A 14,113-nucleotide genomic window follows, 5' to 3' on the forward strand; every position below is an offset into this window, starting at 1 on the left:
GAGATTTCACTACTGACATGTTCTGACATTCCATCCGCGTAACCTTATTTGGAACTCAACAGGCAATCCGCCAAAACCAATAAGGAATCACAATATGGAAACCGTTATCGAAACTGTGCAATTTCGTCTAACCGCAGGCACAACAGAGCAAGACGTGATCGCCGCTGCCAAACAGTCACAAACGTTTGTGAAGAATCTGCCGGGCTTTTTGTATCGCTCACTCAGTCACGAAGCGACGGACGATGTGTGGACAGACATCATTTACTGGCGTTCAATGGACGATGCAAAACAGGCGGGAAAACAGATTAAGCAAGCCGCTGAATTTCAGCCTCTGTTATCAATGATTGACTGCGAAAGCTTCGAGCTTAAACATCACAACTTAAAAATGTGCAGTGAGCTAGAGAAGTAATCAGCCACACTACCACTAACAACCAGTAGGTCTAGATAAGGAACATCATGAGCAAATCAGAACGACTGTTTGAGCTACTGACGCTTCTGCGCGCAAAGCGTTACGCCGTGACAGCGAAAGAGCTCGCAGAAAGAATGGAAGTCAGCGAACGTACGATTTATCGCGATATTCAGTCGTTGCTCAGTTCTGGTGTTCCTATTCAGGGTGAAGCAGGTGTTGGCTACCTATTGCAAGCTGGCTCTCATCTGCCGCCTTTGATGTTCTCAGAAAAAGAGATGATGGCGCTTGAACTGGGTATGCGGATGGTTCGAGCCTGGTCGGATGTTGAACTCGCCGAAGCGTCTCACTCTGCGTCCACCAAAATACTTTCGGTATTGCCCGATAAGCTCAAGCAACAAGTGGAAGATTGTCCGCTGATTGTGCCCGATTATCACACCCAATCCGAGACTGCCAAACGAGGGCAGCTTCTGCGCCATGCGATTGATCATCAGTTTAAGGTCAGTTTGGATTACCAAGATGAAAGCGGACAAGTGACCGAAAGAAAAATCCAACCGTTAGGCCAGTTCTTTTGGGGCAAAGTCTGGACGCTGGTCGCCTGGTGCGAATTGCGCGATGACTACCGCCAGTTCCGCCTCGACCGTATCCAAGCACTGCGTATGCACGATGAAGAGTTTCAGAGTGCGGAAACCAAATCTCTCAAACATTATATTGCGCAGTATGAATCGAAAGATTGAGTGTTTTTCATCCCTCCATCACAAGGATTCTAAATTGCTCTGCTCAATGCGCGATATTTGGAAAGGCACATTTGGTTAAACTAATGTTTCATTTTTAACAGATGCGCAACCAACTTAAGATCGTTAACTTAAGTAGCACGTCAACCACACCGGAGCGTGAAGCTATGAAAGTACTGATTCAATACACCCAAGCAGGGAAATATCGAGATCAAGCGTGGGAGTCTTTAACTCTTCGATCTAAAGGTGATATGCAGGCCGTTACCCCTTCTTATGCTGCCCAACTTATCGAACAAAGCAAAGCGACACTTGTGATGACAGAGGAGCAACAAATCGTTATTCATCCATAACCGACTATTAGCCTTGTTTAACCAACCTTTGTTAGTTACGCAAGGCTTACATCTCGCCATTACACGTTATCAATTTTATATACGACCACCTATATTTACAAAAAACAATAAGATAGTTCTTATTTTCATTCTCGACATTCTTCTAAAGCGCCCTTCCATTCATAGATAAGATATAGGTTATCTGTTAATCTCTTTATTTCTTCATAATAAAGATTAGGATAAAACCTTGAAAAAGCATCGGTTTATTATAAGGACAGGTGCAATATGCAATTGATCTGGAACATTATTAGATACTTAATGTTCTCTGGTGTATTAGTTATTTTTTCCAGACATTCTCTATAGGTATAATGCATCTTTTAATGCCAAAAGACATTGTCAATAGCTACTTTTAAGAACCTTATTTTAACACTTTCTAACTAGCTCTATTTACAGGTTGACCTTACGCATTTTTCCGAACATTGATGTTTTTTCGTTTAATCGTTCAACCTAGCTCAGGTGAAAAGCGAAAGTTACCCAGCATCTCTAAAAAGCTCCCTAAATAGTACCGCATATTATCCTTTGTATTAATATGGGTAATTGTCATAAACTCTTAAATTTTAGCGCTTATATTTTTTATCGCAGGTTTTTAGCACTAACGGTTGATATATGATATTGACTTATCCAGTTAAATCCACCATCACACTTTGAATGTAAATAATGACATTAACATTTTCATGAAAATAACAAATATATCAGCAATTTTTTATATTTTTAAAATGAAGGTCTAGAATTCAAAAAAATGAACTTTCTAAATATGGTTTTTTGTTAGTATCTGCACAAATAAATTATTAGCTAGAGGTGCTCTGTGTCGGGATTGTTTGAGTATAAAATAAAAACTCATGATAACTTATCATCAATTATATTAAACATGTATGGCGCTCCATATGGTAGCAAGGACTATCAGAGAGTACTGACTCATATAATGACATTGAACAAGCATATTTCAGATCCTAACCGCATTAAAGCAGGCGATATCATTTGGTTATCAGCTCTACCCAAATCAAGCACCCAACTTAACACTCAACGTAACAATGCTTTACCTCCTAAAAGTATCGCGAAGCTAGGGACATACCCAGCGTCTAAACCTCAAATGTCTAGTTCTCCGCCCCATAAAGTTTTGCCTCCCAATATTCTCAGCTACAATCAACCTCCAAAATCGATCTCAAATCAAGTTCCACCACAACATGCTGATATGTTTTGGGCGTTAGCATGGTTAGAAAACAACGCCAATATGATTACTATTCCAGGAGGTACCTTGATGGGTGCTACAGGAAACTTGATGAGTAAAGGTAATATTAAGCTCATTGAGAACATCAACGACCTTTACGCAAACTATAAAAACGGAGTAATAAGTAAAGGACAATATGATGCTCGACGTAAGAAACATCTAGACCTACTAAAGAAAAATGTTGGCCCTATGGAAAAGCTGTTGTTTGGCAACAAAACGACTCACCAGTCTATTCGTATTGCTCGAAGTGGAGGATTACCAGCTAATGCTCATATAGTTAAACAAGCCGAAAAACTGAATAAAATAGCTCAGGCATCTAAAGTTGGCGGACATGTTTTAGTAGGTGTCGGTCTAACGGCTTCCTGTATTCAGATCGCGAATACACAAGACCAACATGAGAAGAATGAAATTTTTGTTGAGTCAATAACTAGCACAGCTGTAGGAATGGGCACTAGTGCGTTAGTCGGTCTATTTTTAGTATCAAATCCTATTGGTTGGGGGACTGCTATTGTACTCGCTGCGGGGACTACCGCTATTGGGTACGCCTCCGGTAAAACAGCTGTACTTGCATACAATAACTTTGGCTCTCAGCCTGACTTAGTTTCAAAGACACACTTGGGCGCCATATGCAATTAATTTGGAATATTATTGGATACTTAATGTTTTCTGGAATATTGATTATTTTTATCCAGACATTATTTATAGGTATCATGCATTTTTTAATGCCAAAAAAAATTGTCAATAGCTACTTTACAGAACCTTATTTTAACACTTTCGAACTAGCTCTATTTACGGGATGGCCTTACGCATTTTTCCGAACATTGATGTTTGTTCGTTTAATCGTCCAACCTAGCTCAGGTAAAAAGCGAAAGTTACCCGATATATCCAAAGAAGTGCCTAGATGGTACCGCTCACTATCAATTCTATTAATAGGAATAATTATTATAAACTCTTCTATGCTAATAGTCGTATTCTCTTCAGCTGGAATACTAGCATTAGTAGATAGTTTAAATGCTTAATACCTTATTGTTTTTCAAGATCAAGTTGAAACTTTGAAGTTGAATAATGTAGAAATAGCTTATTTGGGCTTAATGTAACTCGAATAAGCTATATTCTTCTCGAAAGCTATATAATTGTCACAACGACGCTTGCTCTCTTACAATAATTCTTCTTCGTTGAGACGACGAATCAACTTAGCTGGCGTGCCTCCGTATAGACAATCTGGCGGCACATCATGGTTGACGACCGAGTTCGCCGCAATCACCGAGCGAGCACCAATCGTTACACCTTGGTTAATGACGGAATTTCCGCCAATCCACACATCATCTTCAATCGTGATAGGTTTACAAAACGTCTCCCAACGTCGGCGACTTCGGTAATCAACAGAATGAGAAGCGGTATACAATTGCACGCACGGGCCAATGAGCACGTGGTTCCCGATGGTAATTTTAGCGCCATCAAGCATGACCACATTCATGTTGATAAAGGTTTCTTCGCCGATTTCGATGGTTTTACCGAACTCGCAATGGAAAGGTGCCTGAACAATGCAAAGACCCGCTTTGCCAAACAGCTGTTTTTGTAATTCGTCGCGCTGACTTTCGTCGGTATTGTTATTGAGCGCTCTAAGTGCTTGAAGAGCATGACTTCTAATGGCGTCAATTTCTTTGTCCATGCCATCAAAGATTTGACCAGACATCATTTTTTCGAGTTCTGTCACTGGGAGACTCCTACAACCTGCAATTACTACTTTCGATTAGTCACACGGTACGTGAATTGCGGAATAAAAAAAGAGAAAAGCCTGCACTTTTCTCTTTCCTGTTTTTATATTTTGTGGAGTCTGTCGACTTACACGATTTCCCAGCTGTGGGTCATTTCAACACCTTCACCTAGCATTAAGCAAACCGAGCAGTATTTTTCTAGCGAGTCAGCCGCCACCTTTGCTACGACTTCTGGGTCAAGCTCGTCACCTGAAACTTCAAAGTGGATATTCACTTGCGTAAAGATACGTGGTGCGGTTTCACGACGCTCTGTGGTTAGCTTGGCATTAACTGACAAGACCTTTTGGCCTGCCGTTTTCAAACCGTCGACAACATCGACAGAGCTACAGCCACCAGCGGCCATTAGTACCATTTCCATTGGGCTTGGTGCCGTTGCACCGCCATTACCATCCATCACTACGGAGTGACCCGACTGAGATTGCCCAAGGAATTTAAAATCTTCTACCCATTTAACTTCTGCTTGCATGATTTACCTCATTTAGCATCGCTCGTTGAAGACATCGTTGCCCTATCAAGCGGTGTATTTCGTGTCGATACTTTAGCTTTCTCGCATAAAAGGGCAACGGAATTTTCAACATTGCTGTAATTTTTTCGCTCGGTTGCCTTTCTCTATACGTAACACTTTTTATTTCAGTCACACTTTCTACGGAAAACAACGTTGAGGTAGCTATGAAGAATATATCTAAGTTATTGGTCGGATTCTCTTTCGCACTTCCTGTCTTGTTCCTACTTTTGAGTAAAGCAGGCACCGCCGATACGATGGATAAGATGAAGGCTTCAGAGAATGCAGAAATCGCGACACTGGCTGGCGGCTGTTTCTGGTGTACAGAATCGGATTTGGAACAGTTGACTGGCGTAGTCGATGTCGTATCAGGCTATTCTGGTGGTCATGTTGAAAACCCAACTTATCGCCAAGTTTCATCAGGTAAATCAGGTCACATAGAAGTGATCGAAGTTAAGTACGATCCTAAAGTGGTTAGTTACGAGCAAGTGTTGGACTACTTTTTCCGTCATATCGATCCTACTGACGATAAAGGCTCTTTTGTCGACCGTGGCCCACAGTATCGCCCTGCTATTTTCTATCATAACGCTGAACAAAAGCAGATCGCAGAACAGTTTATAATGGAAATCGACAAGGCGATGATCTATCCAAAACCGTTGAAAACAGAACTGATCGAGTTTGAGAAGTTTTATCCCGCAGAAGAGTATCACCAAGACTACTACAAAAAGAGCAGCTTAAAGTATAAGTATTACCGCTATGCGTCTGGTCGAGATAAATACTTGGATGAAGTATTTGGTGATTATCGTAAAGAGACCCCAAAAACGCTTCGTCAGTTGATCGAAGAAAAAAAGTTGCTATCAAAAGTGAAAGAGTACAGTAAGCCTGCTAAGTCCGAGATCAAATCAAACTTAACGGAGTTGCAATACTACGTAACACAAGAAGAAGGCACCGAACGTCCGTTCGACAACGAATATTGGGACAACAAAGAAGCGGGGATTTACGTTGATATCGTAACTGGTGAGCCGTTGTTTTCTTCTACCGATAAATACAAATCGGGGACGGGTTGGCCAAGTTTCACTAAGCCAATCAACCCAGGTTACATCGTTGAAAAAACCGATTACAAGCTGATTTATCCAAGAACGGAAGTTCGCAGTAAGTTTGGTGATTCTCACCTTGGTCATGTGTTTAAAGACGGTCCGAAGCCAACAGGATTACGCTACTGCATGAACTCTGCGGCAATGAAGTTTGTCCCTATAAGTGAAATGAAAGAGCAGGGGTATGAAGAGTATCTGTATCTCTTTGATAAATAATTCGTACTCATTCAACTTCAAGGGCATACGATGGCGAATGCGGAGTACCAGATGAAAGGTTTTAAAACACAATTACCAACCAAAATCTGCTCTGTTTGCCATCGCCCATTTTCATGGAGAAAGAAATGGGCAAGAAATTGGGACGAAGTCGTTTACTGTTCTGAGCGCTGCCGAAGAAACAAATCAGTCAAAAGTTAGAACCACAAAAACTTTATGCCGCACTGCTAGCCTTATTTTCCAAGGTAACGTGGCTCAGGCCAAGCTGCGCTTCACCAAGGTAACAAGGCACCATCATAAGCCAAAAATGCCCCACTATCCTGCGGGGTTGCTTTGTCAATCAATCCCCATAAGTCTCGCGCGACACGCTCTGGGCTAAACAGCTTTCCTTCAGGTACATTCGCTTGAAAAGGTGCCGATAAAGCCGTATCTGTTGTGCCTGGGTGAAGAGCGAGTACAGTCCCATGTTTGACCATTCTCCGCCATTCAATCGACATGGTTTTGAGGAACATATTTAACGCGGCTTTCGATGCACGATAGCTGTACCAACCGCCTAAGTGATTATCACTAATACTGCCAACTTTGGCCGAAATGGTCGCAAACTTAGGATTGGCACTGCGTTTTAACTTGGGCGTGAAGTATTTCGCCAACAGTAAACTCGGCAAAGTATTAACCAAGATGGTTTGCTGAAAAAAGTCTGCGTCGAGCGAGCTAAGATTCTTCTCAGGACCTTTATCTTGGGTGTGCAACATACCAACGCAGTTCACCAACCAATCAACATGTTCAATTTGCTCACTGAACGCTTTCACCTGCTCATCCTGCGATACATCCACTTGATGCCAAACTACATTTGGGTGTTGCCAGTCTGGTTGATGCTTACGATAAGTGGCATGCACGCGAGCTTGAGGAAAGCGAGCTAGCGCTTGTTGAACCATCGCCAATCCAATGCCGCCATTTCCACCAACGATCAGTATGTCCATTACAAGCTCTCCAAGTTTTCCATATAGTGCTCAGCAGTATCTAATATCGCTTGGCGTTGCTGCTCTTCCATATTGTCCCAAGATCGGAAAATCATCCCAATACGTGGATTCGTTGCTAAGCGTTTGTCGTGTTTGTTCATAAAGCGCCAATATAAGCTGTTGAACGGACAAGAGCCTTCTCCACTCCTAGCCTTATTTTCGTAGTGGCAACCCTTACAGTAGTCGCTCATTTTGTTGATGTAAGAGCCACTCGCCGCGTAAGGTTTGGTGCCAACAATCCCACCATCTGCAAACAGTGCCATACCGCGCGTGTTCGGCATTTCGACCCATTCAATCGCATCAACGTAGATACCGAGATACCATTCATCCACTTGGTCTGGGTCGATCTCGGTTAATAAACAAAAGTTACCAGTGACCATCAAGCGCTGAATGTGGTGCGCATAAGCGTAATCAAGAGACTGGCCAATCGCGTTTCGCATACAGGCCATTTTGGTTTCGCCGTTCCAGAAGAAGTCTGGCAGCTTTCTACTCGCTTCCAGTTCATTCTTTTTCGGGTAATGAGGCATGTTCGCCCAATAAACGCCTCGGATGTACTCTCGCCATCCCAAGATCTGACGAATAAAACCTTCTACCTGAGAAATGTCTATATCGGCATTGGCATGAAATGCCTTTAGTGAAGCGTCAATCACCTCTCGCGGATTCAGCAGCTTGCTGTTCAGCGAGAACGAAATCCGGCTGTGATACAAGCTCCATTTAGCCTCGTGCTGACCTGTCATGGCGTCTTGAAAACGACCAAACAGTGGCAAACAGACCTGACAAAAATGCGCGAGTAAAGACAAGCTTTGAGAGCGATTTACTGGCCAAAGTAAATCACCATTTAATTTACCTATGGTTTGAATGTTGTGCCGACCTAAGCGCTCGACAATATCACTGACGTCATGACTAAACATTAATGGCTTTGGCAGCTGTTCAATGTCTTTTGCTTTAAGTTTATTTCGGTTATTGGCGTCGTAGTTCCACTTTCCACCAATAGGCTTACCGTCTTGCATCAAGATGTCGAAGCGCTTACGCATCCGGCGATAAAAGTGCTCCATCATGATGTGTTTACCTTGAGGAAACTGCGATTCTATTTCCTCAAACGGTAACAAAAAGTGTTCCGAATCGACGCTACGCATCACGACCCCATCAAGCTTTAGTTTGGCTAACTGCTCTAGTAAACGGTATTCGTCGGGGCGTTGATATTCAAACTTACTTGCACCAACTTCACTAACGTAGTGTTGTAAGACTTGCGCAAGATCCTCGAAAGATTGTGTGTCATCCAACGTAAGGTGCAAAACTTGATGCCCTTCTTCCTGCAGCTCGTTGGCAAAATTCGCCATCGCAGAGAAAAAAGCACACACCTTTTGAATGTGATGCGTAACGTAAGTATTTTCTTGTTTCAACTCAGCAACAAGGTAAAGCACCGAGTCGTCTACACGTTGAAACCACGAATGCTCGCTATTAAGTTGGTCACCAAGAATGAGCCGAACCGTCTCGTAATGCATTGGTTATCTCCCGCTCTCTTTTTTTGGCGCAATCGGCCAATCCACCATATCGACACTATCAAGATGTACGCCTACGCATCTCCCCTGCCATTTGTCGATAAATGAAAAATCTGGATCATAAGTTTGTGTCTGCTTTTCTAGATTAAACTGACGTGAGCCACGTGGGTCAGCGCCAACACCAGCCAAATACTGCCAGTTGCCCCAATTAGAGCCGACATCGTAATCAATCAACTGAGTTTCAAAATAAGCAGCACCGTAGCGCCAGTCGAGTCCGAGTTCATGAACCAGACAGCTCGCGACCAGTTGGCGCCCTCGATTAGACATATAACCCGTTTTATTAAGCTGATGCATACATGCGTTAACGATTGGAAAAGGTGTCTCGCCTTTCTTCCACTGCTTAAAGCGTTGCGCATAAAAACTGGTCAGTGGTGGCTGGTTGGCGATACCGCCAAATCGAAACAACGTCTGTTGATACTTTCTTGCGTACCAATAAAAGTATTCTCGCCACAGCAACTCGAAATAGATCCAATAGGTTGAATCATTTGCTCCGTTCTTCTGCTCATATTGTTTGAGCATGGCATAAATGATTGTAGGCGAGACGCAACCATGAGCTAACCAAGGTGAAAATTTGGTTGAATACTCCATCCCATCGAGCCCATTGCGCGTCTGTTTATATTCGCTCGCTAAACTTGAAGCAAAATAGCGTCGACAATGTTCAAGACCGCTCAGTTCTCCGCCATCAAATGCTGGTTTGGTGTCAAAGTAATATGTCGTAGCGGTAGGAAAATTCATACCTGAAGGTGCTGGCGGTAAAGCATGAACGCTCTCGTAAGGTTGAGAGAGGTCTAAACCTTCGACCTGCTTTCTAAATTTCGTGAAGGTCACAGGCAGTTGCCTTAATTCAAATGGCAACTGTTCTTCGCACAACAAAGTGCGGATCGCTTGCTGTTTGATGTTCACATGAGGAGTGCCTTCAATTGCACGCTCTAGTGCCTGTTGCTCATCCGAACCAGCAAACGCATCAGCATAAATATGAGTGATACCGAAATGACTGATGGCATATTTGATCGCTTGATAGGGCGTCAGTTCAACCGTCCATAATCGTTGCCCCAATTTAGCTAAAGATTGATTAAGTTCATTAAGCGATGCCTCGAGAAACTGCAATTTCGCACGCCCTAAAGAGGTCTCCTGCGCAAAGTGCTGCAAGTAAGGTGTCACCGAGGGGCGACAATACAAACAAATTAACTCATCCATTTCTGCACAAGCGTCTATCAACAGCGGGTTGTCATGCAAACGCAGGTCATTAGTGAACCAATACAGTCCTATTTTCTTATCCAAGTCGCACCCTCTTTTTGTAAACTCGTTTTTTGTAAACTCGGAGTCCCGCGTTCTTGTTGCAAATAGCCTAAGCGTTAAGTCTTTTATTCCACTCGTTGTTGTACGGGCAATAGAGCTTTACGATCATTAGGTTACTGACAATCTCACTAAACCAATTGGCTGGTCATCTTAGAGCCCTTAACACCAAAACATCGTTTGCACATGTTTCATACTAAGATTTTATAAAATTAAAATTTGGCGATATTGATAACGGTCTTAATCACTCATTTTTTATATAAACCATGCAAAAATGATAAAAATTAAAGCGATATTGGTTAATATCCGTTAATCTAAGTCCAATTCCATTTTGCTAGTACCATCGCAGAAATGACCGACGAGTTTAAAAAATCGACCGCTAATTTGAAAAAAGCGGTCCCACTAATGATCAAAAATCATGTTGCTGCCACGCCAGCCAACTATGCGCTTTGGTATACCTACGTTGACAAGACCATTCCTGAACTCAACTTTGAGTTGGATACGGTGTTAGAAAACTACGGTATCTGCCCGCCTGCAACCAATAAACAGCTTTATAACAACTATGTTGCCAGTAAAGCAGAAACTAGCCTTGAAGATCTTAGAACCAATGTAGAAGTTCTGCTGCATGAAGTGTCCAGCTCGATGAGCGATACACTTTCAGATACTTCTTCCTTTTCTGAAATGGTAGACAAAAGTTTTAATAAGCTAGAAAAAGTTGAAGACAACAGCTTAAGTATTGAAGAAGTGATGGTGGTGATTCGTCAACTTGTCGCAGAGTCACACGAAATTCGTCACTCGACAAAGTTTTTGAATAGCCAATTAACTAATGCGAGTGAAGAAATTTCTCGCCTCAAAAATCAGCTGGCTGAAGTACAGCAAGACGCATTGTTTGATGGTCTATCCAACCTTTACAACCGTCGAGCTTTTGATAAAGATCTGTCTTCGCTTATCGCATCAAATCAAGCAATGACCTTGATCATGCTTGATATCGACCATTTCAAGTCATTTAACGACAATTATGGCCACCTTTTCGGCGATACGGTACTAAAAGCCATTGCCCGTCGACTACAACAAAGCTGTCGAGATGGAATATGCGCGTATCGTTTTGGTGGTGAAGAGTTCGCTTTAATTGTGCCCAATAAATCTCTGCGAATTGCTCGCCAATATGCAGACACACTACGCCGCATGATAGAAAAACTGCGCATCAGAGATAAGCGTTCTGGTACACAAGTTCACAGCATTACTGCTTCTTTTGGGGTAGCAGAATATGAGGTGGGTGATACACCTGAAGCTCTGGTCAATAAAGCCGATAAGCAACTTTATGAGGCAAAACAACTCGGTCGTAACCGCGTGATGCCCATTTAAATCAATTTGTTATGTAAGCTGGTTAATAGGACCGACTTTTTCGAAATAGAATAAAAAACCCGCACTATTGAGTGCGGGGTCTATTTATCTGGCGCTTCACATCTTAATCGACACTGTAGCAGTAGCTTAGAATATAGTCGTCACCGTTTTTCGCAGTGTATTCTTTATCTTCACTGCATGCCATCGGCTTACCTTTTTTGTCGCCTTTGATTAAGCTGATCCAGTGGCGCATCGCCGTCGGCGCATTACCCGTTAGTTCAGGATTAAACGTAGTGCGTGTTTCCAGTTGAATGTCATCAATATCCATCAACTCCACACAACCGGTGCCTTTATGACAGCCAAATAGCACTTCTACGTGGTTACCTGAATCGTCTTTAAACAAGATCGATTTTGGATCTTCTTTCTCACCCGTATACGCCACAAAGTGTTTTGGGCTTTTCAGGCCGCTGTGTGTGCCGTCTTTGAAGTAAGCCAATACATGGCGGTAATCAATTACGTAACTTGATACATCTTGGTGCGACCCGTTCTCCAATGGGAACATGCGGTCTAGTAGTTGCTTCGCTTTTACTTGCTTCTCGCTCTGCTGCTCAGCACTTACCGCTTCGACGGCAAATACAGCTTCAGCGATAAATGGGCGTTGTTGTTGTTGCATCTCTTTTTTATCGAAGTTCAGCATATTCATCGTCATATCCTCGCACTTAAAAAAACTCGTCCTAGAGTAAAAACTTAATTCCTTCGTTTAAGTTTCAGGCAATTCTGTGAAGTTGATGGTTAATTTCCTTGCCTGCTTATTATGTAGACTAGCGAAATATTGACTACAATTTCACAACAAAAATTTTACAATGTGAATTTTACAAAATGTCTGTGTCAAAAAGCCTTATTCGTCAGTCCCATTTTCTAGGTACGAAAATTCGCAACCTAAGGAAAAACAACCATTTAACTATGGAGGATTTATCTGCACGCTGTGTAAGGATCAATCCTGAGTACGCACCGTCGGTATCTTACCTTTCGATGATAGAGCGCGGAAAACGCGTTCCGAGTATTGATATGCTCGAAGTAATCGCGGAAGTTTTTCAAAAAGATCCTGCGTGGTTTTTAGATGATGAACCGGAATTAGAAGCCATTACACCCAACAAAGGGAATCGTGGCGGTATCAACGGTATGGCATTGGAGCCGAGCTTTTTGTTCTCCAATGATATTCTCCAAATCGCGATTCCAGAGATGTTGTCTCAAACAGGTATTACTGGACGTCAATTCGCCCACTTGTTGATCCGTGCGCACCAAGAGAACCATCAAAACCATTTTCCTGATTTAGAACGCGCAGCCGAAGAGGTCGGCTTGAAACGCCTGAATCTATCGGTAGAAGATCTGATAGATATTGCGAAAAGCATGGGGTTGGATATTCGCTGGGTAGACCGAGCACCACAGGATGTGATTGATGAACTGGGCGTCAGCGCCAAACAGTTGATTACGTCTTTCATGGAGCCACCTGGGACTATTTATCTCAATAAACGAATGCGAGACTACCCAACCCGATTGAAATATGACTTGGCGGTATACATCGGCCATCGCGTGCTCCATAGCAGTGATGCAATGAATAACGTTTTATCTATTGGGCATCAAAACAACTGGGAGCAAATGGACAGCCCAGTTTCCAACTCTGAGCTCAACTCGCAAGATATCCTACAAGCTTGGCGCGATTTTGAGTCCAGCTTTTTTGCTGGTGCCCTGCTTTGTCCCAAAGTACCATTTCGTCAGTTGCTTGACCGTTCCGGTTATGAAATTGATGTTCACAAAAAGGCTGGCGTTTCTCCTTCCGTTGCGATGCGTCGTATGACCGTGGTTTCTCCGTACCCTCATTGGCACTACTTTGATGCCTATGGTCCGGGCAAGTTGAAAGCGGTATATCGTGGAAATGGCATCCCGCTTCCTTGGGGCAATATGCGCAAAGTGAACGATCCTTGCCAACACTGGGCTGTATTTAGACGTCTAGCCCAACCTTTGGATACCAGTTCAGCGCAAATTTCGATTTTGAATGTGGGCGACGAGCCACGTATTTACTGTTGTGAATCAGTCAACGTATTTGACCCTGCGGGGAACAACCGAGTGTTGTGCGCGGGGATAGATTTAAACCCTGCGATTTCTGCACAAGGTGGTGATGCGGTTTCTATTGCGGAAGAGCTGAAGTCACTTTGTGTCGCTTCCGGCGGAAGTAGTGTCATTCCTCCCCACATCAAAAAAGACTTAACAACCATCGCTAAGATATTAAACATCAATTGGATAGAACGAGGTATTCAAACCCAAGCTAGGCTAATCTGCTCAAGAGGGGCCGTTTGCCCAAGGCAGCCTAGTTGTTACAGTAAGTGCGGAGAAGCCGATGAGACAGGTGACGACGTGAATATTATTGGTCTCTAGAAAGAAAAAACGCCAATCACAATAATCGTGATTGGCGGTATATACTTGTGAACAATGTGTATTCACTAACAACGTCAGTTGGCTAGGTGACCCTCGGCTTAATAAGGGTCAC

General features: G+C 43.0%; 15 protein-coding genes. 9 read left to right on the forward strand and 6 right to left on the reverse strand.

The features are described from left to right. Positions 1-94: 94 nt before the first annotated feature. From F7Y48_RS17835 to F7Y48_RS17855, 5 genes are all read left to right on the forward strand, one after another. A complete protein-coding gene (locus tag F7Y48_RS17835; RefSeq protein WP_021452372.1) occupies positions 95-409 on the forward strand; it encodes a hypothetical protein in 315 nt (104 codons plus the stop codon). A 47-nt stretch (positions 410-456) separates the two neighbouring features. After that, positions 457-1,143, forward strand: coding sequence for a helix-turn-helix transcriptional regulator (locus F7Y48_RS17840; RefSeq protein WP_005374113.1), 687 nt, complete (start codon positions 457-459; stop codon positions 1,141-1,143). Between the two features lie 164 nt (positions 1,144-1,307). Further along, on the forward strand, positions 1,308-1,490 hold the full coding sequence (locus F7Y48_RS17845; protein WP_021035913.1) for a hypothetical protein: 183 nt from the start codon (positions 1,308-1,310) through the stop codon (positions 1,488-1,490). Positions 1,491-2,451: 961 nt separating this feature from the next. Further along, entirely contained in the window at positions 2,452-3,393 is a 942-nt protein-coding gene (locus F7Y48_RS17850) for a glycine zipper family protein (RefSeq protein ID WP_316685178.1), read from the forward strand. A gap of 23 nt (positions 3,394-3,416) precedes the next feature. Then, positions 3,417-3,776 (forward strand): hypothetical protein, encoded by a 360-nt coding sequence (locus F7Y48_RS17855; RefSeq protein ID WP_244190856.1) that lies wholly within the window; start codon positions 3,417-3,419, stop codon positions 3,774-3,776. Between the two features lie 137 nt (positions 3,777-3,913). Here the strand turns inward: F7Y48_RS17855 and F7Y48_RS17860 are convergent, their stop codons facing one another. Further along, positions 3,914-4,474, reverse strand: coding sequence for a sugar O-acetyltransferase (locus F7Y48_RS17860; RefSeq protein ID WP_316685179.1), 561 nt, complete (start codon positions 4,472-4,474; stop codon positions 3,914-3,916). Between the two features lie 128 nt (positions 4,475-4,602). Beyond that, complete coding sequence (locus F7Y48_RS17865) at positions 4,603-5,001, reverse strand: OsmC family protein (protein WP_005393675.1); 399 nt, start codon at positions 4,999-5,001, stop codon at positions 4,603-4,605. 203 nt (positions 5,002-5,204) lie between these two features. On the opposite strand from F7Y48_RS17865, the gene msrB reads away from it, so the two are divergent. Next, complete coding sequence (msrB, locus tag F7Y48_RS17870; RefSeq protein WP_316685180.1) at positions 5,205-6,347, forward strand: peptide-methionine (R)-S-oxide reductase MsrB; 1,143 nt, start codon at positions 5,205-5,207, stop codon at positions 6,345-6,347. Between the two features lie 51 nt (positions 6,348-6,398). Continuing rightward, positions 6,399-6,545, forward strand: coding sequence for a DUF2256 domain-containing protein (locus F7Y48_RS17875; protein WP_074189751.1), 147 nt, complete (start codon positions 6,399-6,401; stop codon positions 6,543-6,545). Positions 6,546-6,616: 71 nt separating this feature from the next. Here F7Y48_RS17875 and F7Y48_RS17880 read toward each other — a convergent pair whose 3' ends face one another. From F7Y48_RS17880 to F7Y48_RS17890, 3 genes are read right to left on the reverse strand one after another with little or no spacing between them, the layout of a single operon-like run. Beyond that, positions 6,617-7,324, reverse strand: a complete 708-nt coding sequence (locus F7Y48_RS17880) for an SDR family oxidoreductase (RefSeq protein WP_316685181.1) — start codon at positions 7,322-7,324, stop codon at positions 6,617-6,619. Next, complete coding sequence (locus F7Y48_RS17885; RefSeq protein WP_316685182.1) at positions 7,324-8,868, reverse strand: cryptochrome/photolyase family protein; 1,545 nt, start codon at positions 8,866-8,868, stop codon at positions 7,324-7,326. The genes F7Y48_RS17880 and F7Y48_RS17885 overlap by 1 nt, the downstream gene beginning before the upstream one ends. A 3-nt stretch (positions 8,869-8,871) precedes the next feature. Then, on the reverse strand, positions 8,872-10,206 hold the full coding sequence (locus F7Y48_RS17890; protein WP_258504728.1) for a DASH family cryptochrome: 1,335 nt from the start codon (positions 10,204-10,206) through the stop codon (positions 8,872-8,874). A 366-nt stretch (positions 10,207-10,572) separates the two neighbouring features. On the opposite strand from F7Y48_RS17890, the gene F7Y48_RS17895 reads away from it, so the two are divergent. Continuing rightward, positions 10,573-11,586, forward strand: a complete 1,014-nt coding sequence (locus F7Y48_RS17895) for a GGDEF domain-containing protein (RefSeq protein WP_005393654.1) — start codon at positions 10,573-10,575, stop codon at positions 11,584-11,586. Between the two features lie 103 nt (positions 11,587-11,689). On the opposite strand, the gene F7Y48_RS17900 is transcribed toward F7Y48_RS17895, so the two are convergent. Further along, positions 11,690-12,268 carry a malate synthase gene (locus tag F7Y48_RS17900; protein ID WP_005393653.1) on the reverse strand — a complete coding sequence of 193 codons (579 nt, stop codon included), beginning with the start codon at positions 12,266-12,268 and terminating at the stop codon, positions 11,690-11,692. Between the two features lie 176 nt (positions 12,269-12,444). On the opposite strand from F7Y48_RS17900, the gene F7Y48_RS17905 reads away from it, so the two are divergent. Further along, positions 12,445-14,001 carry a DUF3612 domain-containing protein gene (locus F7Y48_RS17905; protein ID WP_080955914.1) on the forward strand — a complete coding sequence of 519 codons (1,557 nt, stop codon included), beginning with the start codon at positions 12,445-12,447 and terminating at the stop codon, positions 13,999-14,001. The last annotated feature ends 112 nt before the right edge of the window (positions 14,002-14,113 follow it).

The sequence above is a fragment of the Vibrio sp. 2-1-2a genome, assembly GCF_032648565.1.
Lineage (GTDB): Bacteria > Pseudomonadota > Gammaproteobacteria > Enterobacterales > Vibrionaceae > Vibrio > Vibrio diabolicus.

Excerpts from the sequence above, each read along its gene's own strand:
- F7Y48_RS17835 (WP_021452372.1), top strand. The coding sequence starts at position 95 with ATGGAAACCGTTATCGAAACTGTGCAATTTCGTCTAACCGCAGGCACA.
- F7Y48_RS17840 (WP_005374113.1), top strand. The coding sequence starts at position 457 with ATGAGCAAATCAGAACGACTGTTTGAGCTACTGACGCTTCTGCGCGCA.
- F7Y48_RS17845 (WP_021035913.1), top strand. The coding sequence starts at position 1,308 with ATGAAAGTACTGATTCAATACACCCAAGCAGGGAAATATCGAGATCAA.
- F7Y48_RS17850 (WP_316685178.1), top strand. The coding sequence starts at position 2,452 with ATGACATTGAACAAGCATATTTCAGATCCTAACCGCATTAAAGCAGGC.
- F7Y48_RS17855 (WP_244190856.1), top strand. The coding sequence starts at position 3,417 with ATGTTTTCTGGAATATTGATTATTTTTATCCAGACATTATTTATAGGT.
- F7Y48_RS17865 (WP_005393675.1), bottom strand. The coding sequence starts at position 5,001 with ATGCAAGCAGAAGTTAAATGGGTAGAAGATTTTAAATTCCTTGGGCAA.
- msrB (WP_316685180.1), top strand. The coding sequence starts at position 5,205 with ATGAAGAATATATCTAAGTTATTGGTCGGATTCTCTTTCGCACTTCCT.
- F7Y48_RS17875 (WP_074189751.1), top strand. The coding sequence starts at position 6,399 with ATGAAAGGTTTTAAAACACAATTACCAACCAAAATCTGCTCTGTTTGC.
- F7Y48_RS17880 (WP_316685181.1), bottom strand. The coding sequence starts at position 7,324 with ATGGACATACTGATCGTTGGTGGAAATGGCGGCATTGGATTGGCGATG.
- F7Y48_RS17885 (WP_316685182.1), bottom strand. The coding sequence starts at position 8,868 with ATGCATTACGAGACGGTTCGGCTCATTCTTGGTGACCAACTTAATAGC.
- F7Y48_RS17895 (WP_005393654.1), top strand. The coding sequence starts at position 10,573 with ATGACCGACGAGTTTAAAAAATCGACCGCTAATTTGAAAAAAGCGGTC.
- F7Y48_RS17900 (WP_005393653.1), bottom strand. The coding sequence starts at position 12,268 with ATGAATATGCTGAACTTCGATAAAAAAGAGATGCAACAACAACAACGC.
- F7Y48_RS17905 (WP_080955914.1), top strand. The coding sequence starts at position 12,445 with ATGTCTGTGTCAAAAAGCCTTATTCGTCAGTCCCATTTTCTAGGTACG.